Source organism: Lysinibacillus parviboronicapiens, from assembly GCF_003049605.2.
In the GTDB taxonomy this organism is placed as follows: domain Bacteria; phylum Bacillota; class Bacilli; order Bacillales_A; family Planococcaceae; genus Lysinibacillus; species Lysinibacillus parviboronicapiens.
Window position 1 is genome coordinate 467,045 of sequence record NZ_CP073713.1, and the last position, 22,693, is coordinate 489,737.

The window sequence follows — 22,693 nt, forward strand, 5'->3', positions numbered from 1 at the left end:
AAAACTGTTTTAACTTTCTTGTGCCAATCTTGTCATCGCATTTAATTCGTAAGCACGTACTTTACGTGGAATAAAACGACGGATGTCCATTTCATTGTACCCAACTTGAATACGTTTTTCATCAATTAAAATTGGGCTACGCAGCATTCGCGGATGAGCCTGAATAATTGCATACAATTCTTGAATAGATAATTGGTCGATATCGATGTTTAGATTTTTAAAATCATTTGAATTCGTTGCAATAATTTCATCAGTTCCGTCTTCAGTCATGCTTAAAATTTCTTTGAATTCTGCAAGCGTAAGTGGATGTGATGTAATACGTTTTTCTTTATATTCGATATTGTGATCTTTTAGCCATTTTAATGCTTTTCTGGATGAAGAACAGCTCGCTTGTGAGTAAATTGTAACTGTCATTCTTCATTCCCCGCTTTCTTTTTTAGATTATATTTTATGAATATCTTATTAGTAAGCTAAATAGGTTATACATATATCTTACTAATAAGCTATATATAAATCAATAGTTAATTGAAAAAAAGTCAATGGAAAATGAAATTTTTTCAACTATATTAGAATATACGCTTGGAATAGGGAAAAGTTTCGTAAAATTTACTTACAATGATGTAAGATTGCTAGATTACAGAGATATTTTTTATGAGACACGAAAGAAGGGTTGATATTTGGCATTGAATCTCTAGGGGGCATTATCTGCGGGAAGTCAATTGCGTCTAACAATCTATTTATGATCCGTTACACTATGATCCCTTAATTACAAGAAAACACCGACACACTCATAGTGTGTCGGTGAGAGATGTTCTTAACTTTGCTGTCCTGAAGTAAACCAGTCTTGGACATTCCATACTTTTGTGACTAAACCTTCATAGAATTCAGGTTCATGGCTAACTAGCACGATTGTACCTTTGAATTCTTTCATGGCACGTTTTAGTTCTTCTTTCGCATCAACATCTAAGTGGTTAGTAGGTTCGTCAAATAATAGCCAGTTCGCTTCTTCCATCATCAGTTTACAAAGGCGAACTTTAGCTTGCTCGCCCCCTGATAGGGAATTGAGTGGACGCGTAATATGATCAGTTTTCAATCCTGCACGCGCTAAAGCTGCACGAACTTGTGCTTGTTCCATTGAAGGGAAGGCGTTCCACACATCATCAATTGGCGTAATTTTATCAGCTTTTACTTCTTGTTCAAAGTAAGAAGGGGCTAAATAATCGCCACGGATCACTTTGCCACCGAGTGGATTGATTTTACCAAGCATCGTTTTCAGTAAGGTAGACTTACCAACTCCGTTCATGCCGACTAAGGCAATTTTTTCACCGCGTTCAATCATAAATGAAAGAGGAGGAAGTAACGGCTTATCTTTATCGTAACCGATGACTAAACTTTCTGCTTCTACAACATAACGGCTTGGCGTGCGTGCCTCTTTAAAGCCGAATTCAGGCTTTACTGCTGTTTCAGGACGGTCAATTCGTTCTAAACGATCAAGCTGCTTCGCGCGCGATTTTGCACGACCAGTTGTTGAATAACGTGCTTTGTTTTTCGCAATAAAATCCTCTTGTTTTTTTATGAATTCCTGCTGCTTTTCATAAGCGTCAAGATGCTGACGTTTGTTTATTTCAGCTAGCTCGATAAACTTTTCGTATGTTGCAGTATAACGAGTTAACTTAGAAAATTCCAATTGGAAGATTACATCCACTGTGTCGTTCATAAATTCCGTATCATGGGAAATGAGTAGGAATGCATGTGGATAGTTCTTTAAATAGTTTTTCAGCCAAGTAATATGTTCTTCGTCAAGGTAGTTGGTTGGCTCATCAAGTAATAATACTTTCGGTTTTTCAAGCAAAAGCTTAGCTAACAAAACCTTTGTCCGCTGACCACCAGAAAGGGCAGCAACGTCACGTTCTAAGCCAATTGCATCAAGACCTAAACCACGTGCTACTTCTTCGATTTTCATATCTAATGTGTAAAAGTCACCTGCATCTAATGCATCTTGTACCTCGGCCATTTGCTCCAATAATACTTCTAACTCTTCAGGTGTTGCTTCAGCCATTTTACCTGTAATATCGTTTAGCTCTTCTTCCTTTTTATAGAGTGGGAGGAAAGCGTCACGTAAAACATCACGCATTGTACGTCCGGCTGTTAGTATAGTATGTTGATCTAAATAGCCGTAATGTGTACCTGGTAGCCATTCAACTTTTCCTGTATCGTGGATTGTTTGGCCTGTAATGATACCCATTAGTGTAGATTTACCAACGCCATTTGCACCAACAAGTCCAATATGGTCGCCTTCTACTAAACGAAAGGATACGTCTTTAAAAAGTGTGCGGTCACCAAATGAATGACCTAAGTTTTCAACTGTTAATATTGCCATAAATGTTCCTCCAAAAATCTAGATTACTTAAAGTGCTGCTAATTGTTTATTTAGTTCAGCTAGTTTTGCTTCCATGTTGGCAAGGCGTTGTTCAGCCTGTGATACTTGGTCGTTGTGGCCTGTAGATTCGAGCTTTTCAATGTCACCTTGTAAATTCATATAATCCATTTTTAATTCTTTAATTTGATATTCAATATCACTTTTTGATGGCATGATACATTGCTCCTTTATATCGGTATTTGTATGACAAATGCGTTTAAAGCTAAACTTTAAGCGGTGAGGGTTTTTCGTATCCCCCACCGCTTATTAGTTGAACCAATCGGTACTTAAGGGTGTGCCGAATCCTTACTTTAAACGTCCCTGTTTTCTCAAAATTGAAGTGGGGGAGGTTAGAACCCTTAGTACGGGATAAACGCTGACAAAAGCGAAAGTGTAAAAATTCTAATACATTGTATCATATCCACCTAAAAAGAATCACTAAGTTGAAGCGATATTATGACGGTCATATGCGAAATCAAGCAATAATGCTTCCAGTGTCTCATTATTGTTTGCAAGGTTAAGTTGACGTTGCTTTTTCACAGCACGTTCGCTTCTCGCCTCATGTAACAAAAATTCCATTACGGCGTTTTGAATTTGTGACTGCTTCATTTTACGCCCAAGACCAAGATGAATGAAGCCATTATGTTCACGAGGAAAAGCATGTAATAATTCGGCCTCTGTTTGTGCTAAAGTGATGCAAGGTACACCATAGGAAGCAATTTTATAAGGTGTGTAGTTGGCGTTACAAATAATAACATCAGCTTTGGGTAATAGTTTTAGGAGTGCGTCTTTATCACGAAGAATGGCAGTATTACGTCGACTTAGAACCATCATCTGCAAATCATCGGTTGCATGTCGGTAGCTGTCATCAATCATCACAGTAATTTGCAGTGGAATTTGTAGCTGAGTTAAGTGTCGAAGCGTTCGGTAAGTTAAGTTATGCTCGTCCCCATCCTCAAAAGCAACAACGATATGTGGAGGATCTTCAGGTATTTTAATGTCCGGTAAATCTTCTGAATGCTGGAAAGTATCCGGTAAAGCAAAGACAAAGCTTCCACCGATGTAATGTGATGGTAAATAATCTTTAACTTCTTGATAGAGTGCTAGTAAAACGCAGTCACAGGCTTGACCACCTTCACCAAAATCATCAAAATGGATGATTGTTTTACAAAATGGTCTTAAATTGTGTACTTGCCAGCTTTCAGAATTACGACCATCTCGAACGATTAAATCAGGCTGTATCCCTTTCATATGCTTTGATAGTTCGTCGAAATGTTCGAATAATATAGGCGATAGATTTTCATTCATTAAAATTTGTATCCCATCGTTTGAAGGGGTTTTTGCGAATATGAAAACTTTCTCATGTGTGAGTAGCTTAGCAAGTGTTGCAACCCGTTCAAAAGGATAGAGCCCTTTATCAATGCAGCTTTCAATAATGAAAACAATCGTTTTTTTCGGTTTAATTGTTTGAATTTCGTTTTGCAAATGTATCCCATCCTTTCGTCTGTCTATTTAAATTATGGTGAAAAATGGGCAAGTATGTGTAAAAATTAGGATTAGCTAAATTAATACATAAACTTCATTAGAAGAAGGAGGGAACATCACAATGGGAATGCGTGCAGCAATTGTTGTAGGGGCAACAGGATTAACAGGCACCTCGCTTGTAGCACAGTTATGTGAAAATGATGAATATATTTCAGTGACAGTTATTGCACGTCAAAAACCAGCTTTTGAGCATGCAAAGCTAGAGGTCAAAATTCGTAACTTTGATACATTAGAAGAAAATGATATTGAATTTGCTCATGAGCTCTATTGTTGTTTAGGAACTACCATAAAAAAGGCAGGTTCTCGCGAAGTATTTGAGAAAGTTGATTTTGAATATCCTTTAGCTATTGCATCATTGGCCAAAAAGCGAGGTATACCACATATGCTTGTCATAACAGCAATGGGGGCAAATGCGAATTCATTGTTTTACTACAATCGTGTAAAGGGCAAGCTTGAGCATGCGTTAAAGGAACTTGGTTTACAGCGTCTATCGATTATTCGTCCATCATTATTGATAGGAGCGCGCAAGGATTTCCGTTTTGGTGAAAAGGTGGGACAGAAAGTTCTCAAGTTTGCAAAGCCTTTATTAGTGGGGCCACTGAAACGTTCTTGTGCAATAGAAGCGTCACAGGTTGCCAAGGCGATGATTGTTATTGCGTTGTATAGTAAAGAGCAGCCTGTAACGATTTATCCGTCGCAGAAATTAGTTTCGTTAGATTTTCCTAAGTTAAAAGATGAGCAAGCCTCACGTGACAATTATTTTAATTGGGAAAAAAATAAATTGCCAAATACAATTGATGAAGATAGTAAGGTCAATCGAGATGTCATTATCAACCGAGATAAATTTAAAGTAACAGAGAGCGTTGTAGATAAAGAAGTGAATTTTAAACGAAGAGATGAGAAGTGAATGCGCTCTTCTCCATTAAGAGTTTGTTTCATTCCGCCTAAAGACTGAATTTATGGTTTTGACCGTTCCTATTCTTCCCGAGCTTCTATTCATTTGTTACAATATTATTGTAGAAGATGAATGTGGAGGCAAAATGACAATGAAAATTTTACTCGTTGATGGCACAATGTTTGGACGTAAAACTGGTGCTATTTTAGAGCAAGTTGAACAATATATTAAAGAATTAGATGCTAATTTTGAGTTAGAAATTATGCATTTTAGTGAATATAAGCATCAAATCGTCGATGGGTCACCGTTAAATGATGATATGAAAAAAATGATTCAAAAATTTGAAGAAGCCGATGCTTATATTATTGCAACACCGATTTTCCAAGCTTCGATTCCAGGCGTATTGAAAAATGCTTTTGATTTCTTACATCCTAAAACAATGCGCTATAAACCTGTATCAATTGTTGCAAATGGTGGCACATACCAGCATCATTTAGTAGTGGAAAATCAATTAAAACCAATTTTAGATTACTTCCGTGCGCTAGTAACACCAAACTATGTATACACACACACATCACATTTTGATGCAGATAATAATATTACTGATGTTGATGTGCATAATCGTTTACGCGAAATGGCACGCGTCTTTGTACAATATTGTGAAATGAGCAAAACATTACCGAAAGAAACCATTGACCAACATTAAAAATGACAACATGTGGTTTAACTCCTTGCATGTAAGTGAAGGTCGCTAAGCCTTTAATCATATCGGAAAACAATAAATCCCTTGTACAGTGGAAGGAAATCACTGTTCAGGGGATTTTTCTTTTCTAGAATTCTTTAACAATATGATAAAATAAGATTTTAGTGATATCGGAAGGGAGGGCTGCTCATGCAGGACATCGCTTTACTAGAAAAACAACGCTGTAATCTCATTTTGACGAATAAGGCGAAGGAAGCGGTAGAGGAATGCTCAGCAAATGAGCATGCCTTTTTTGCGTTACAAAAAACATTTACCGTCTATATTGAAAAACGAAAGGCGAAAACCCCGGGTGAAACGTTTTTGTCGATTTATTTTAATGCACAGCAAAATGAAAAGTTAGCAGGCATAATCGAAGAGAAAACAGCGATTATGGATTGTGTATTAAAAGTTGAAGGCTTACTGGCAACAAATATCCGTTTCGTACATATGCGCGGGCCAGTGAATACAAATCGTCGTTTACCAGTTGTACTGCAATTTGTAACAAGACCTAATAATGGAGCGGGTATTCCGTTAGACCTTCATACCAAAATAAGAGAACTACCAATTGCTGAGGAGCGTACGGAATATGTTAAAAAGCGAATTGCCAGCTGGGAAGGCTATTTAAAAATCCAAGAGCGTGATGCCACAATTGATGATATTCATACAGAATTTAAACAAAGCTATTTTAATGAAGATTTTACACGCCTTACGCTCGTATGCCCCTATGTGAAGGCGAAGGAGTGGAAGCAGTTAAATGGCTTGAGTGTTAGTATTCAAGGCGTTCGTGGCGAAATCGGACAAGTGTTAAAAGTAAATGCAGGGAAGCAAACGATTGAGATTGACTTAAAACCTTTCGCACAGGATCAGGCGAGAAAGGATCAACTCAATGTTCGTTCAAAGCAAGCGAGCTTTAGTAATTTTGCAACATTGAGCCAAATTAAACGCTTACGCAATGGTTTTACTAAGCTCGAAAAAGGTGAGGCAGTCAACCCTAGTTTAGAGACGATATTGTTTGAAAAACGTCCAACTGTAAGAACAGCTAAGCAACGGGATGATATAGAATTTCATAATAACTTAAACGACTATCAACGTCGGGCTGTTATCGGTGCTCTATCTGTAGAGGATTTATATGTCATACAAGGACCACCTGGGACAGGGAAGACAACTGTTATCTCTGAAATCTGCCAACAAAATGTAAAGGCAGGTTTAAAAACACTTGTTGCCTCTCAATCAAATTTAGCCGTAGATAATGCATTAGGGAGACTACTTTCCAATCAAGAAATTCGTATTTTACGCTATGGCCGTACGGAAAGTATTGAGGAAGAGGGGAAAAAATTCATCGAGGAAAACGTTGCTCTACATTGGCGTGAGCAAACACTTGCCGCTGTCGAGGAAGAAATTACAAGCTTTAGTGCACGCGAGCACGAACTACAAAACAATATGATTAAAGCTAAAGATGAATTAGAAAAACTAGAAACATGGCTCGAGGAACTTACAAAGGAAATTGCGGCAAAAGAGCAAGCGGCTATCGATGAGCCGATTTTACAACAAGAAATCCAAGCATTAAAAAAAGAATTGAAAGCCGTTAAGACAGAGCAACAAGCATGTGAAGCGCAAAAAGAGCATTACGAGAAACAGCTTTCACAATTAGAGCCTATTATTGAGTCACTGGAACAGATTCTCACAGAAAATACTTCAATGGAACAATTGCAACTAACTATAGATGAAACTACTAAAATGATAGAGCAGTGGCAAGCGGCTATTCAATATAAGGAATTACAAGTTCAGATAACGCAAATGGCGCTACAGTTCCAAGATATTCAAATGAAATACGAAGAAGAAAGCAAGCGACTCCAATCAATGAAGGAAGCGCAAAATTTTACTAGTACATTAACTACTTTTGAGCGTATTCATCGTTTTTTACAGCATTATCACGTTCGACCTTCTCATGTGCTAGCACAGCAAATCCAACGTTTAGAGCATTTAGAGGATGCCAAGGATTTAGAAGCTTGGGCAATCATTAATACGCGCCTACGAAATGCAATTGAAAAGCTTGAATCATTACTATCATCTGAAGCGAAGGAACGAGCCCTTGTAAAAAGTCGTCAGCAGCCTATTCAGTCATTTTCATTGCAAAATTTAACAGGCGTGTTTGCACAGCTGAATACAGCCTTTCAAGAGGGACAGACACTACCAGCAGAACAAATAGAAAGCTATTTACTTGGGCTCTATATGCGTCGTGATTTTGTATGGCAAAAGGGTGCCGCACTTCAACAACAGCAAGAACATAAAGATCAAGAATTTGCATCATTACGTCAAAATGTCAGTAGTCTATTACATCAAGAATGTGCGATTACGAGCTTCAATGTACAAAGCTTGTTGCGACAATTGAAGCCGTATACCGAGCATCAAGAAAAACTACAGCAGCTTGCTGAAACACTAGTAACGCAATGTGGCTCTATGCCAGAAGAATCTGTAGCACAATTGAAAATACTGGTAGCAGAAAAGCAAGTCTTTTTACAAACAGCACGCCAACAGCTACAAGCTGTCGAACAGGCAAATACGCAGCTCGTACCGAAGAAAGCAGCGCTCCAAACAGTACAAGCAAGCTTACAAGACATTGAACAGCAATTAACGCAATTTGAAGCAAGCCTAAAGGATATTAATGTGGCTGGTTTAAAGAAGGAAAAGCAATTAACGGTATTCACGCAACTCCTCCAGTCTACTCCGGAGCGTACATATGAGGAAGTAGCACAAGCTATTGTGTCGGCTAAATCAAGCTATGAGGAACTGCAACGCAAAGAAAAACAGCTACCTCTTCGTAAAAAATTGCAAGTGGAGTGGCGTGATAAGCTACAAAACGCAACAGAATATGATTTGGATGAAATTCGTAAATTATATGTGCGGCATGCCAATGTAATCGGAACAACATGCGTTGCTTCTGCAAGTAAGGAGTTTATGGAAAACTATCCAACCTTCGATGTCGTTATTATCGACGAGGTATCGAAAGCGACACCACCCGAATTATTATTACCAATGCTTAAAGGTAAGAAAATTATTTTGGTAGGCGATCACCATCAGTTACCGCCGCTGCTTGGCGATGATACGTTAGAGGAAACGCTGAAATCGATGATAGATGACAATCCTAACTTTGATGGGGCACAAGAGCTGAAAAATTTGTTGCGTGAATCGTTATTTGAACGTTTATTTAATAATTTACCAGCGACTCATAAGCAAATGCTTGCATTACAATACAGGATGCATGAAAAAATCATGCATAGTATTACACCATTTTACGCCAAGGAAGAAAATGGTTTACAATGTGGTTTGCCAGACTCAGATGTGGCACGTGACCATGGTTTAGAAGGGCAATTTGTCAGACGAGATGATCATTTACTATGGATTGACATTCCAACTGAAAAGCCTTATTTAGAGGAGCAAGTTAAGGGCGGAACAAGTCGCTACAATGAAGGGGAGCTACAAACTATTCGTCGCATTTTGACAGACTTAAATGCTGCTGTTATTGAAGCGAAAAAGGCGGGTCGCATGCCTCAGGATGCACTGAAAAGTGTCGGTGTGATTAGCTTTTATGGTGAGCAAGTTAAGAAAATTAATCGCCTACTTCAGCAGGAGCTACAACTACCTCATCTCCAGTTTAGAACAGGGACTGTAGATAAGTTCCAAGGTATGGAGATGGACGTCATTTTAGTGAGTATGGTACGTAATACGCCTAAGGGAGGAGACATCGGCTTTGCACGCGATTATCGTCGCTTAAATGTTGCGCTTTCGCGCGCGCGTGAGCTGTTAATGTTGGTCGGTAGCGCCGATATGTTTGCACAACGAGCCAAACATCAAGATACGCGTGAAATGTACAGCAATCTTCTCACAACGGTGAAATCCTACAAGGGCTTACGTAATCATGAAGGACAGGTGATATAGGATGTCAAAATTACAGCAGCGGTTAATGAAAGAACTACAGCATAATCGCCATGTGAAAATAGTGAAGTCAAATGAATGGTGCATTCCCATTCGTACCGTAGAAGTGACCTATGAGCCTATTCGTCGTGCTACAATGGATGTCTTAATGAAAATGCTATTAATGAGCATGCAAGAGGCGGATTTTCAAAATGCGCAGGAATTAAGTGAACTATTACTTGTTGACCCACTTTTTATTGAAGATTTAGTGTCATTGATGGCTCGGGTTCGTCTTATTGAACAAAGGGAAGGTTGCTACAGATTAACTGCTAAGGGTGAGCAACAATTGGAGCGGGGTATTTTTGAGGAGGAACTAGATGTGAAAACAGCAAATCTTTTATTTAGTCCATGCCATCACTTATTTCTCCCTATTGGTGAAGACAGTATAGAGGAATATGATGAGTTGCCACAACCATATCGCTATGTAGATAAAGAGGCTGAACAGCTGGAGCAATTTGAAGAAACTATGATGATTGCAGCATTACAGCAGGAAAATGATGAATCAGCCACCGCACATACACACATTGAAACCATTGTGAAGACAGAAGCCAAGCAAATAAATGATATTCCATGTCTAGAATTCATCCTCCATGATAAGGAACAAGATATTGTGTACGCTAGAGTGTGGAATACACTATTAAATCAATGGGATAATACGCTAGAACAGCAGTTATCAGACAAAGAACAATTACGTTGGCGACAAGAATATTTATAAAGATAAAACGAACGGATGTAGCATATTGCTCCGTTCGTTTTTGGATTAAAGGGATATTTTTGCAACGGAACAGCAAAACTTCACATTTGAAATGGGAAAATATCCAAGCTGATAATTTTAGAGGTAGCATATATTACTTAGATAGAGGAGGGGACAGATGGTAACTATTAGTTTATGCATGATTGTCAAAAATGAAGAAAGTATTATTGAAAGATGCCTAGATTCGGTTCAACATGTAGTGGATGAAATCAATATTATTGATACGGGCTCTACTGATCGTACAAAAGAAATTGTTCAAAACTATACCACGCGTATTTTTGATTTCATATGGTGCGATGATTTTGCAAAGGCCCGTAATTTTTCTTTCCAACAAGCAACGAAAGATTATACTTTATGGCTAGATGCAGATGATGTACTTACGACAGAATATCAGCAGAAGCTATTGCAACTTAAGAAATCGCTAAATCCTAATATTGATGCTGTCTCTATGGATTATTACGTACAATTAGATGAAGATGGAGAAATCGAGATCTCTGAAAAAAGATATCGACTCGTAAAACGTTCGCGAAATTTTCAGTGGCAGGGTGCTGTTCATGAGTTTCTACATGTAAAAGGGAAACTTTTCCATAGCGATGTAGTGATTACCCATTTACCATTAAAAAAAGATAGGGATCGTAATATTCAAATTTATGAGCGTCTAATGGCCGCAGGACATTCGTTTTCAGCGAGAGAAACGTTTCATTATGCTAATGAATTAAAAAGTCATCAGCGCTTTTTAGAAGCAATTAATCACTATAATACCTTTCTAGATTTAGACCTTGGTTCTGCAGAGGATAAAATTCAGGCATGTTTGAATGTATCAGATTGCTATCAACATTTACGCGATTCAAAACAAGCAATTCAGTCTCTTTTACAATCATTATTGTATGAGCGGCCGAGTCCTGAAACTTGTTGTCGAATCGGTCATCTATTTATGGAGCAATTTAAAAATGAAACATCCATTTATTGGTATTCGCAAGCGATACAACAATCTTCAACTACACTCGGTACGCAGAGACGAGCGTATTCAACATGGCTTCCACATTTGCAATTAAGTAAGCTGTATGATCGCTTAGGTCTATATGAAAATGCACATGAGCATAATGAAGCTGCGCGCAGATATAAACCGAACGATAAACGTATACTAGACAATGAAAAATACTTATATAGTAGATTGAACAAGGGGAAATAGCAATAATGGATAGGAACTATTAAGAAGAAGGGAACCACGAATTATGTGATTCCCTTCTTGCGTTATTTTATTTTACTTTTGATGCAATAATTTCACTAACCTATTTGGAAATTACCTCAAGTTTTTCTTGTGCTAACGTAACTTTAAAAATGGGCAACGCCACCGTTTGTAACGTACAAGCTAATGATGTCATATTCATCATGAAGCTTATACTACGTTACACTTCATCGGGATTACTAGGACTTAAAGGAGTGCTGATTTCACTTATAAAGACGCCAGATTTTTTGTCAGTAGTTATGTCATTTGAATGAACCTCTATGAAGTTTGTATAAATAGCATGACCAGTTAACAGGGATAAACTAACAATGATCGTAATAACAATCACATTCCGTGGTCTAAAATGTCGAGCTTGCATTTTTTTGCCCTCCTTACAGTTTAGAGAATATTCTGGCAATTCAATATATGTTTGAGGTTTTAGAGTATGCGAAGTGTCGAGTAAAGTTTTTTGACGATTAAGAAATATATAACGTACAACGAATATCTACAAGCTATGCTATAGTTATCTGTATTCAGTATAAAAAACATCACCTCTACAGGTGGCAAGATGAATGAAGTTTTATCTTTATTAATGGGCTCTAAACGACTGCTGAATGAAGAAAGTGCCTCTGGCGGAAGTCCCAGATTTTTAGTGCGCGAAAACGACCTTTAGCGCAGTGACAGCAGCAGATTTTGACAAGGAGTGAATTGCGCAGGCACAATTCACAATCTAAAACGCCATTACGTCGAGGCGTAATTGGATGTAAGGAACTAGAGAGGATGACATAAATGGCAAAAAGCTTAGTAATTGCTGAAAAACCATCTGTGGCGCGTGATATTGCACGTGTACTTAACTGTAATAAAAAGGCAAATGGTTATCTTGAGGGCGATAAATATATCGTTACTTGGGCACTAGGACATTTAGTGACATTAGCGGATCCAGAAAGTTATGATGTGAAATATAAAACGTGGAACTTAGAAGATTTACCGATGCTTCCAGAGAACTTGAAGCTTACAGTTATTAAACAATCAGGTAAGCAATATAACGCGGTAAAATCGCAATTGACGCGTGGTGATGTGAGTGACATTATTATCGCAACTGATGCTGGGCGTGAAGGTGAGCTTGTGGCACGCTGGATTATAGAAAAAGCAAAAGTACGTAAGCCTATGAAACGATTATGGATCTCATCTGTTACAGATAAGGCCATTAAAGATGGCTTCAATAATTTAAAACCTGGGAAGGCATACGAAAATTTGTATCATTCTGCAGTGGCACGTTCTGAAGCAGATTGGTATATCGGACTAAATGCCAGTCGTGCACTATCGACCAAATTTAATGCACAACTAAATTGTGGCCGAGTGCAAACGCCTGTGGTGGCCATCATTGCTAAACGCGAAGATGAAATCAAACATTTTAAACCACAAACTTACTATGGCATTGAAGCACAAACAAGCGATAATTTAAAATTAACTTGGCAGGATAACAAGGGTAACAGCCGTAGCTTTGATAAGGAGAAAACTGATATCATCATGAAAAAACTTGGCAATAAAGATGCCGTAGTCACAGATATCGATCGTAAACCTAAAAAATCATTCGCACCAGGCTTGTATGATTTAACAGAGCTTCAACGTGACGCCAATAAAATCTTTGGTTACTCAGCAAAAGAAACGTTGAACATTATGCAAAAGCTGTATGAGCAGCACAAAGTACTAACATATCCTCGTACTGATTCACGTTACTTATCTTCAGACATTATTAGTACACTATCAGACCGATTAAAAGCTTGTGCGATTGGAGAATACCGTACTTTAGCAAATAAGGTTTTAAATAAATCTATAAAAACTTCTAAATCTTTCGTAGACGATAGCAAAGTGTCAGATCACCATGCCATTATTCCAACTGAAGGATATGTAAATTTCTCAGCTTTTACGGATAAAGAACGTAAAATATATGATTTAGTTGTCAAACGTTTCTTAGCGGTATTATATCCTGCATTTGAATACGAGCAGTTAACATTAAATGCAACAATTGGTGAAGAGAAGTTTGTCGCTCGTGGTAAAACAATACTTAGCGCTGGCTGGAAAGAAGTATACCAAAATCGCTTCGAAGACGAAGAGTCGACAGATGATTTAAAAGAGCAAATCCTGCCTCGCATTGAAAAGGGGCATATATTAAAAACAAAGTTAATTGTCCAAACGTCTGGGCAAACAAAACCGCCTGCTCGTTTCAATGAAGCGACATTACTATCTGCTATGGAAAATCCAACGAAGTACATGGAGACACAAGATAAGAAACTAGCAGACACATTAAAATCAACTGGTGGACTTGGTACGGTGGCAACACGCGCCGACATTATTGATAAGCTTTTCAATTCATTCCTTATTGAAAAGCGAGGTAAAGACATTCACATTACCTCAAAAGGTCGTCAGCTCCTTGATTTAGTACCAGAAGAATTAAAATCACCTACGCTTACAGGTGAATGGGAGCAAAAACTTGAAGCAATTGCTAAAGGCAAACTGAAAAAAGAAGTTTTCATTAGTGAAATGAAAAACTACACAAAAGAAATCGTATCTGAAATTAAAAGCAGTGATAAAAAGTACAAGCACGATAATATTTCAACGAAATCTTGCCCAGATTGTGGAAAACCAATGCTTGAGGTAAATGGTAAAAAAGGCAAAATGCTTGTGTGCCAAGATCGCGAATGTGGTCATCGTAAAAATGTAGCACGCGTAACAAATGCACGTTGTCCACAGTGTAAGAAAAAGCTAGAACTTCGTGGCGAAGGCGATGGCCAAATTTTCGTTTGTAAATGTGGCCATCGTGAAAAATTATCAGCGTTTGAAGCTCGCCGTAAAAAAGAAGGTGGCGGAAAAGTAGATAAACGCTCTGTGCAAAAGTATCTGAAGGAACAAGAGAAAGAGGCGGAACCTATTAATAATGCCTTTGCGGATTTATTAAAAGGGATGAAGTTTGATTAATTGTTATAAAAGTGAAACGCAGTCATGTTAATTAATTATTAACATGCCTGCGTTTTTTCAAATCCTAATTATCAAGGTAAATAAAATGTTTACTACCATATGACATGAATGTGTTCATATCCTAAAATCAGTCGAATGTAGGCCTAAATTTGTAAACTTAGAAACAAGGCATCATCATAATTATTTAATAATCTTCTTTATAGGTGTTGTTCTGTTGAGTGATTATTGGCGATTTTGATGAGTAATAGCTTAATAATTTTTTATAAAAACAGAAATTTCAGAAAAGATATTGAATTGCGAAAAAGACTATGCTAGGCTATGTAACATAACAATGAAGTTTAGACTTCAGAAAAATAAAAGAAAAAAGGGTGCGCTTCAATTTGTTGGATAATAGGTCAATACAACATATCATTCAAGAAAAATTTCATAAACTTTCAAAAAGCCAACAAAAAGTGGCGGTCTTTATTCTTAAAAATTTGCAGTATGTTGGCATGCACTCAGCTACAAATGTTGGCGAGCAAGCAGGAGTGAGCGAAACGACAGTAATTCGTTTTTGTTATGCAATAGGATTATCAGGATATGCACAATTGCAGCGTGAGGTAACGATACACTTATTCAATGAAGGCAATAGTAGTAGTTTGCAAAATTATTTGGAATCAAAGCAAGAACTTTTTGAAAATCCACGTTTTTATGAGCAAACAATGGAAAGAGATGCAACAAGGATTTTAAGTGTTGCAGCAAATATTAATGATAAAGATTTTAATCGCGCTTCAATGTTACTTCATACGAAGAAGAAGATTTACATTATTGGCTACGGTTCTTCAAATTTAGCTGCAAAATGGCTATACTTCACGCTGAATTTATTGCGGCCAAATGTGGTGCTCGTTGGATTGGAAACGAACGAGATTGCAAGAGCCTTGCAAGAAATTGATGCGGACTCTGTTGTTATTATTCTATCGTTTCATCGCTACTTTAAAGAGCCCATTCAATTAGCAGCAGAAATCCAAGCAAAAAATTGCGAGATTATTGGTATAACAGATTCCCCAGTAGCACCTATTGCGCAATATGCAACAATTACGTTTGCAAATGAGCAACAAGAAATGTCAACAATTGACGCTATGCCAGCACTTATCTCATTTTTGAATACGCTTATTGCAGGTATGACAGCACAGGATCATGAGTTTTATGAAAGTCAACGCGTAAAATATGATGATTTTCAAAATAGCTTTATTGCAAATCGATGGAGTTGAATAGGATGAACGAGTTTTTACAAAGCTTGCAGCCAAATTTGGCTGAAATTTTTTCGCATTTACATGAGCATGCAGAAATTAGTTGGCAGGAGCAGCAAACGACACAATACATTGCAAGTTTACTAAGGGAAGCCAATATGGAACCACAAATGTTCGACGATATGACGGGGCTTTATGTTGATATTGGAAAAGGAACACCGAAGGTAGGCTTTCGAACGGATATAGATGCGCTTTGGCAAGAAGTTGATGGTGTTTTTAAAGCGAATCATTCTTGTGGACATGATGGCCATATGACTATGGCTATTGGAACGGCATTACTTTTAAAGGATATGGAGCCAGCATTATCTGGTGCAGTGCGCATCCTTTTTCAGCCGGCTGAAGAAAAGGCAGAGGGTGCTCGTGCCTTAGTTGATAAAGGTGTAATAGATGACTTGAATTATTTGTTCGGCGTTCATGTTCGTCCACTTAAAGAATTACAGGATGGAACGTATACACCTGCGTTATATCATGGGGCAGCGAAGCTTTTTACGGGTACGATTATTGGAGAAGAGGCACATGGTGCACGTCCTGAACTTGGCATTAACGCCATTGAAGTAGGAGCAGCAATTGTAGAGGGCCTACAAAAAATTTGGACAGATCCGAATGTATCAGCTTCGGCTAAAATGACGCAATTTAATGCAGGAGGTACTTCGGCAAATATTATCCCTGGAAAAGCAACATTTAGTATTGATGCACGTGCACAAACGAATGAAGTCATGCACGTGTTAACCGCAGGGATTGAACGTGTAAAGGCATCTGTGGAAGCCATGTATAATGCAAAGATTGAGCTACAAGTGGATGCACATATTGTTGCGGCGTTAGTGAATGATGAAGCAATGGAACATATGCGCGCAGCAATTATTGATGTGGTCGGGGACGTAGCGTGCGTACCACCAGTTGTTACACCGGGCGGCGAAGACTTTCATTTTTATACGTATGAAAAACCACATCTTAAAGCCACGATGCTTGGACTTGGTTGTGGTGTTTCACCAGGATTACATCATCCGAAAATGACGTTTAATAAAGAACGCCTCATAACAGGTGTAGCTATCATCACAAGAGCCATTCTACGTACGTTATAAGAAGTAACGACAAAAGGAGGTAGCGGGCACTGTTTAGCGTGCAGTAGCGTAGCTGTTATTCAATTGTAAGTACGGGATAAAGTGAAACTGAAGCGGTGGAATCTTCCACGCCATCGCTAAATAGTTGAACCAATCGGGTACATACAGGAGCTTAATTAGCCAAAGAGAATTTAGCTCCTGTTGGTACGGGATAAAGTGAAACTGAAGCGGTGGAATCTTCCACGCCATCGCTAAATAGTTGAACCAATCGGGTACATACAGGAGCTTAATTAGCCAAAGAGAATTTAGCTCCTGTTGGTACGGGATAAAGTGAAACTGAAGCGGTGGAATCTTCCACGTCATCGCTTTAATAGTTGAACCAATCGGGTACATACAGGAGCTTAATTAGCCAAAGAGAATTTAGCTCCTGTTGGTACGGGATAAAAGTAAAGAAAGAAGCGATTCTAAATGATTGATATTCGTGAAGTAAAAACAATCGAACAACTGGAACAGGTACAACAACTTGAATATAACGTGTGGAGTATGCCGCCAATTCCAATTCATCAAACATTAACAGCAGTGAAAAACGGTGGTATCGTAGTTGGAGCTTATGATGGTGACAAATTAGTTGGTTTTAGCTACGGATTTGCCGGTTTTCGAGAGGGTAAAAGTTATTTATGTTCTCATATGTTAGGTATCGATAAAAATTATCGTTCGCAAGGAATTGGCGAATCATTAAAGCAAGCCCAGCAAGTCATTGCTATTGAGCGCGGCTATGATTTAATGGTGTGGACGTTTGACCCGCTTGAAACACGAAACGGTTATCTCAATCTATCAAAGTTAAATGGTATTTGCCACACATATATAGAAAATTGCTACGGTGAAATGCAGGATGGCTTAAATAAAGGTTTACCATCTGATCGATTGGAGGTCAGTTGGTACTTAACATCTGACTATGTAGTGCATGATGTTGCCATCGATGCAACTACAGCGGTAAATGTAGCAAACTGTATATTCAATGAGCAAGACTTACCTTATCTAAAAATGTCAGAAAATTCTATTTTTAATAATGACATATACACATTACCAGTACCGAAGGATTTTCAAACACTAAAGATACAAGACCCAGCTTTGGCATTGGATTGGCGCTTGAAAACACGTCGATTGATACAAAAATTATTTGCGCAAGGTTATACAGCAGTTCAATTACAGCAACAGGAAAACTATAACGAGTATGTGTTCGTAAAACTAGCAACATTAGGCTTGGAAGGAGCTAACTAACATGAAAATTACTGAAATTACAATTCGCCATTTAAAAATGAAATTAAAAGCACCGTTTACTACAAGCTTTGGTACGTTTGACGATAGAGATTTTTTAGTTTTAGAAGCTAAAGATGCATCAGGTACTATTGGGTGGGGAGAATCAGTTGCATTCCACTCTCCTTGGTATAACGAAGAAACACTACAAACGAACTGGCATATGCTCGAGGATTTCTTAATTCCACTAATTCTACATAAAGAAATCAAGCATCCAGATGAAGTAAACGAACTCTTCAAGCCAATTCGCAAAAATAATATGGCAAAGTCAACGCTAGAAGGTGCCATTTGGGATATTTATGCACAGCAAACAAATCAATCATTAGCAGCTGCACTTGGTGGCAACAAGGACAAAATTGAAGTTGGTATCAGTATCGGAATTCAACAATCAATCGAGGATTTAGTTGGCTTAGTAGACGGTTATGTAAAAGAAGGCTATAAACGTATGAAGATTAAAATAAAGCCAGGTTGGGATGTAGATGTGATGCGTAGGTTGCGTGAAACATTTCCTGATGTAGCATTTATGGCTGATGCAAACTCGGCATATAGCCTAGCCGATGCGGATACGTTAAAGCAGCTTGATGCCTTTAACTTAACAATGATTGAGCAACCGCTGGCATCAGATGATATTATCGACCATGCGAAATTGCAAGAGCTAATCAATACACCAATTTGCTTAGATGAAAGTATTCATTCATTAGAAGACGCACGAAAAGCAGTGGAGTTAGGTAGTACGCGTATCATTAACATTAAAATTGGTCGTGTTGGGGGCTTAACAGAAGCGAAAAAAATTCATGATTACTGTGAATCGAATAATATCCCAGTTTGGTGTGGTGGCATGCTTGAGTCAGGAATTGGACGAGCTCATAATGTAGCCTTAACAACACTAGCAAATTTCATTTTACCAGGTGATACTGCAGGTTCAAATCGTTATTGGGAAAAGGATGTCATCGAGCCAGAGGTTGTTGCGCAAGACGGTTATATTCAAGTGTCTCAAAAAGCAGGAATCGGCTTTGACGTAAATGTAGACACAATCAATTCATTTACCGTAGCACATAAAACATATAAATAATTGATAAGCGGGTGTTTCATGAAAAAAAGTTGGCAAATAGGCGGTGCATTTGTTGGGTTAATCGTAGGGGCTGGATTTGCATCAGGTCAAGAGATCATGCAATACTTTACAAGTTTTGGTTTGTACGGTATTGCAGGGGCAATTGTTGCAACGATTGCCTTTGCTTTTTTAGGGATGAGTTTAGCGCAACTTGGCACGGATTTACAAACAACGTCCCATAAAAAAGTGATCTATCATATAGGCGGACGCTATGTAGGCGTAATTTTAGATATATTAATTACATTTTTCCTATTCGGCGTAGCTGTTGTAATGTTTGCTGGCTCAGGGTCAACATTCCATCAAATGTTCGGAATAAATCCGATGGTCGGTAGTATTATAATGGTGATTCTTACTATTTTAACATTGTTATTAAATGTGAAGAATATTATTAATATAATAGCATTAGTAACACCCTATTTAATGGCTATTATCTTTATTATATTAGTCTATTCAATATTGACGATGGATCTAACGATTGCCCAGCAGGAAGTGATAGCTAGGGAGCAGACAACTGCAGCGCCAAACTGGTTTATGGGTGCTCTGCTTTATGTGTCATACAATATAGCAGCGGGTGCAGCTATGTTAATTGTTATGGGCGGTACGCTGAAAGATCGTAAAGTGGCAGGATTAGGTGGGCTACTTGGTGGACTTATGCTTGGTGGTTTAATATTACTGATTAATATCGCGATGTTCGTGAAATTGGATGTTGTGAATGGAGTAGCAATGCCAACGTTAGAATTGGCCAAACAAATTCATCCAGTTGTTGGTGTGCTCATGTCAATTGCATTGTTAGGGATGATGTACAACACTGCTGTTGGCATGTTTTATGCTTTTACGGTACGTTTTGTAGCACCAGAACATAAATATTTTAAACCTAGTATTGTCGTTATTGGTTTACTTGGATTTGCAGCGAGCTTAGTAGGGTTTACAACACTAGTTGGTAAAGTGTATTCAACAATGGGGTATTTAGGATTCGCTTTAATCATTGCAGTCATTATTGCATGGATACGAAAAGTACCTACAGTTGCATAAAGTTATGATTTAGTGATGTCTTAAGTAGCTAAAAGTATTTTAAATAGTACTTGGGTAACAAAAATTCCAAAGCACATGCGGGACCAAAAAAGAGACTTTTAGAAGTCTCTTTTTTTATGGTGAAAGTGGTGCATGAAAATTTAATGGCAGTCATACCTTTAATGTATATGAGTAATCGTTGAGACAAAGCAAACTTTGTTATAGCTAATAAGAGAAATTATATTACGCTATTGAAAATTATTATATAAAGATAAGTATCATACGTAAAATGGCGTTTTGTAATTATAACTGTATTAAGTGAATTAAATTCTCGAAATAGCAATTATTTTCTTTGTTAATGCTAGACACCTTTTTTTGAGAATGCTATATTAATGGTGTCATAGTATTTTTAAAGTGTTATTTCCTGATTATAGGGAGTGATGAAGTAGAGTCATAAAGAGGATGATGGATGCCTATGGTAAAGAAAACATTAAAACAAAGAATTGTAGACGCTTCACTAGTACTGTTTCAGCAAGATGGCTACCACAGTGTAACTGTCGATCGAATTGTCGAATATATTGGTGCATCAAAAGGTGGGTTTTATCATAATTTCAAATCAAAGGATGAATTGTTGTATGAAATTCATGATGTGTTTATTTCCTATGTTATAAAGCAATCCCAGGAAGCTTACGATCAATACAACACACCGATTACACGTTTATGTGCTATGGTTCAAACGCTGTCACAAGTGTTTGATGTGTATCAGGCGCATATTATAGTATTTTACGAAGAAAGTCGTTCACTGCCGGAAGAGTATAGCGTGCTTATTCATAAAAAACGTGACCAATATCGGGATATTTTACAAAAGGTTATTGCAGAAGGTCAGGAGACAAATGATTTTCGTTCGGAATTGCCGTCTACGATTGTAACAATGGCTATAGTTGGGATGATTAACTGGACATATAAATGGTTTAAACAAACAGGGCCATTGACAATGGAGGAAATTACAGAAGTCTTTACGGACATGATATTACGTGCAATCGTCACTGAACAAGCTATGGAAGAAGCAATTCAATTTATGGTAAAGGTAAAGCCAGCTACAGAGACTGGTTTTATTAATTAGTAATACAAACCGACTAGTCGGTTTAAGTTGGAGCAATTGTCATCTTAACAAAATTCGCGATGGCGAATTTAACACAAGGGGGAACTTGGAATGAATTTTGAACTAACAAAAGAGCAAGTGATGATTCGAGATATGGTTCGTGATTTCGCAGAAAAAGAAATTAAACCTTATGCGCGTGAAGTAGATGAAACTTCTACAATGAGAATAGAAAGCTTTGAAAAAATGGCAGAACTAGGCTTATTGGGTATCCCGTTTCCTGAAGAATACGGTGGTTCTGGGGGAGATACTGTATCTTATGCAATTGCTGTTGAAGAAATTGGTCGAGCGTGTGGGGGCACAGGTTTAAGTTTTGCAGCAGCAGTTAGTTTAGGTGCTTCGCCAATTTATAATTTTGGAACAGAGGAGCAAAAACGTGAATGGCTTGTTCCATTAGCGAAGGGGGAAACACTGGGCGCATTCGGTTTAACAGAGCCCAATGCCGGCTCAGACGCTGGAGGTACACGTACAACTGCGGTCATTGATGGCGATGATTATGTCATTAATGGTGAAAAATGCTGGATTACGAATGCAGGTCATGCTCGTCAAATTATCGTGACAGCAGTAACAGGTAAACGTGAAGATGGGAAAAAGATTATCTCGTCTATTATCGTTCCCACGAATACGCCTGGTGTAACAATCAACTGTAATTACGACAAAATGGGTGTGCGTGGATCAAATACTTGTGAGATTGTATTGCAAAACGTACGTGTACCAAAGACTAATCTATTAGGTGATGAAAAGCGTGGTTTTAGTCAATTTTTAAATACTTTAGATGGGGGGCGAATTTCAATCGCAGCATTATCAGTTGGAATTGCGCAGGCTGCATATGAAAAAGCATTGCAATTCTCAAAAGAACGCGAGCAGTTTGGAGCACCTATCTCAAAATTACAAGCAATCCAGTTTAAATTAGCAGATATGGCAATGGAAATTGAGCTTGCACGTACGTTAGTACATAAGGCAGCGTGGCTAAAAGATCAAAAGAAGCCATTTGGTAAAGAAGCAGCGATGGCAAAATTATTTGCTTCTGAAATGGGCTTCCGTACTTGTAATCAAGCTATTCAAATTCACGGTGGTTCAGGATATATGAAGGAATATGATGTAGAACGTCATTTACGTGACATTAAGTTAATGGAAATTGGTGAAGGTACATCGGAAATTCAACGACTCGTTATTGCTCGTCTAATCGGCTGTTAATAAGTAAATAG

19 protein-coding genes are annotated in these 22,693 nt (G+C 38.0%); 13 read left to right on the top strand and 6 right to left on the bottom strand.

What is annotated here, in order from left to right; translation table 11 throughout:
- Positions 1-9: 9 nt before the first annotated feature.
- The 4 genes from spx to C9J31_RS02355 form a co-directional block, all read right to left on the bottom strand.
- On the bottom strand, positions 10-414 hold the full coding sequence (spx, locus tag C9J31_RS02340) for a transcriptional regulator Spx (RefSeq protein WP_036117523.1): 405 nt from the start codon (positions 412-414) through the stop codon (positions 10-12).
- A 400-nt stretch (positions 415-814) separates the two neighbouring features.
- The gene (locus C9J31_RS02345) at positions 815-2,380 is read right to left on the bottom strand and encodes an ABC-F family ATP-binding cassette domain-containing protein (protein ID WP_107948352.1); all 1,566 of its coding nucleotides are present in this window, start codon (positions 2,378-2,380) and stop codon (positions 815-817) included.
- A gap of 27 nt (positions 2,381-2,407) precedes the next feature.
- A complete protein-coding gene (locus C9J31_RS02350) occupies positions 2,408-2,593 on the bottom strand; it encodes an SE1832 family protein (protein ID WP_054768016.1) in 186 nt (61 codons plus the stop codon).
- Positions 2,594-2,857: 264 nt separating this feature from the next.
- Positions 2,858-3,904 carry a PseG/SpsG family protein gene (locus tag C9J31_RS02355; RefSeq protein WP_107948350.1) on the bottom strand — a complete coding sequence of 349 codons (1,047 nt, stop codon included), beginning with the start codon at positions 3,902-3,904 and terminating at the stop codon, positions 2,858-2,860.
- Between the two features lie 121 nt (positions 3,905-4,025).
- On the opposite strand from C9J31_RS02355, the gene C9J31_RS02360 reads away from it, so the two are divergent.
- From C9J31_RS02360 to C9J31_RS02380, 5 genes are all read left to right on the top strand, one after another.
- Positions 4,026-4,871: an NAD(P)H-binding protein gene (locus C9J31_RS02360; protein WP_107948348.1), complete on the top strand. Its 846-nt coding sequence runs from the start codon at positions 4,026-4,028 to the stop codon at positions 4,869-4,871.
- 139 nt (positions 4,872-5,010) lie between these two features.
- Positions 5,011-5,565 carry an NADPH-dependent FMN reductase gene (locus C9J31_RS02365; protein WP_107924483.1) on the top strand — a complete coding sequence of 185 codons (555 nt, stop codon included), beginning with the start codon at positions 5,011-5,013 and terminating at the stop codon, positions 5,563-5,565.
- A gap of 186 nt (positions 5,566-5,751) precedes the next feature.
- Positions 5,752-9,540, top strand: coding sequence for an AAA domain-containing protein (locus C9J31_RS02370; RefSeq protein WP_107948346.1), 3,789 nt, complete (start codon positions 5,752-5,754; stop codon positions 9,538-9,540).
- Between the two features lies 1 nt (position 9,541).
- The gene (locus C9J31_RS02375) at positions 9,542-10,291 is read left to right on the top strand and encodes a hypothetical protein (protein WP_107948344.1); all 750 of its coding nucleotides are present in this window, start codon (positions 9,542-9,544) and stop codon (positions 10,289-10,291) included.
- Positions 10,292-10,448: 157 nt separating this feature from the next.
- Positions 10,449-11,522, top strand: a complete 1,074-nt coding sequence (locus C9J31_RS02380) for a glycosyltransferase (RefSeq protein ID WP_107948343.1) — start codon at positions 10,449-10,451, stop codon at positions 11,520-11,522.
- 217 nt (positions 11,523-11,739) lie between these two features.
- Here the strand turns inward: C9J31_RS02380 and C9J31_RS02385 are convergent, their stop codons facing one another.
- A complete protein-coding gene (locus tag C9J31_RS02385) occupies positions 11,740-11,937 on the bottom strand; it encodes a hypothetical protein (protein ID WP_107924479.1) in 198 nt (65 codons plus the stop codon).
- A 410-nt stretch (positions 11,938-12,347) separates the two neighbouring features.
- Between C9J31_RS02385 and C9J31_RS02390 the strand changes: the two genes are divergently transcribed.
- The 3 genes from C9J31_RS02390 to C9J31_RS02400 all read left to right on the top strand — a co-directional run bounded on the left by C9J31_RS02390 (position 12,348) and on the right by C9J31_RS02400 (position 16,908).
- Positions 12,348-14,537 carry a DNA topoisomerase III gene (locus C9J31_RS02390; protein WP_107948341.1) on the top strand — a complete coding sequence of 730 codons (2,190 nt, stop codon included), beginning with the start codon at positions 12,348-12,350 and terminating at the stop codon, positions 14,535-14,537.
- Between the two features lie 380 nt (positions 14,538-14,917).
- On the top strand, positions 14,918-15,787 hold the full coding sequence (locus C9J31_RS02395; RefSeq protein WP_244854860.1) for a MurR/RpiR family transcriptional regulator: 870 nt from the start codon (positions 14,918-14,920) through the stop codon (positions 15,785-15,787).
- A gap of 5 nt (positions 15,788-15,792) precedes the next feature.
- Positions 15,793-16,908, top strand: coding sequence for a M20 peptidase aminoacylase family protein (locus C9J31_RS02400; protein WP_107948339.1), 1,116 nt, complete (start codon positions 15,793-15,795; stop codon positions 16,906-16,908).
- Between the two features lie 33 nt (positions 16,909-16,941).
- On the opposite strand, the gene C9J31_RS02405 is transcribed toward C9J31_RS02400, so the two are convergent.
- Positions 16,942-17,280: a hypothetical protein gene (locus C9J31_RS02405; RefSeq protein ID WP_107956245.1), complete on the bottom strand. Its 339-nt coding sequence runs from the start codon at positions 17,278-17,280 to the stop codon at positions 16,942-16,944.
- Between the two features lie 75 nt (positions 17,281-17,355).
- Between C9J31_RS02405 and C9J31_RS02410 the strand changes: the two genes are divergently transcribed.
- From C9J31_RS02410 to C9J31_RS02430, 5 genes are all read left to right on the top strand, one after another.
- Positions 17,356-18,168: a GNAT family N-acetyltransferase gene (locus tag C9J31_RS02410; protein WP_107948335.1), complete on the top strand. Its 813-nt coding sequence runs from the start codon at positions 17,356-17,358 to the stop codon at positions 18,166-18,168.
- Position 18,169: 1 nt separating this feature from the next.
- Complete coding sequence (menC, locus tag C9J31_RS02415) at positions 18,170-19,276, top strand: o-succinylbenzoate synthase (RefSeq protein WP_107948333.1); 1,107 nt, start codon at positions 18,170-18,172, stop codon at positions 19,274-19,276.
- An 18-nt stretch (positions 19,277-19,294) separates the two neighbouring features.
- Positions 19,295-20,347 (top strand): YkvI family membrane protein, encoded by a 1,053-nt coding sequence (locus tag C9J31_RS02420; RefSeq protein WP_107948331.1) that lies wholly within the window; start codon positions 19,295-19,297, stop codon positions 20,345-20,347.
- A 454-nt stretch (positions 20,348-20,801) separates the two neighbouring features.
- Positions 20,802-21,449, top strand: a complete 648-nt coding sequence (locus tag C9J31_RS02425; protein WP_107948571.1) for a TetR/AcrR family transcriptional regulator — start codon at positions 20,802-20,804, stop codon at positions 21,447-21,449.
- Between the two features lie 90 nt (positions 21,450-21,539).
- The gene (locus C9J31_RS02430; RefSeq protein ID WP_107948329.1) at positions 21,540-22,682 is read left to right on the top strand and encodes an acyl-CoA dehydrogenase; all 1,143 of its coding nucleotides are present in this window, start codon (positions 21,540-21,542) and stop codon (positions 22,680-22,682) included.
- Positions 22,683-22,693: the final 11 nt, after the last annotated feature.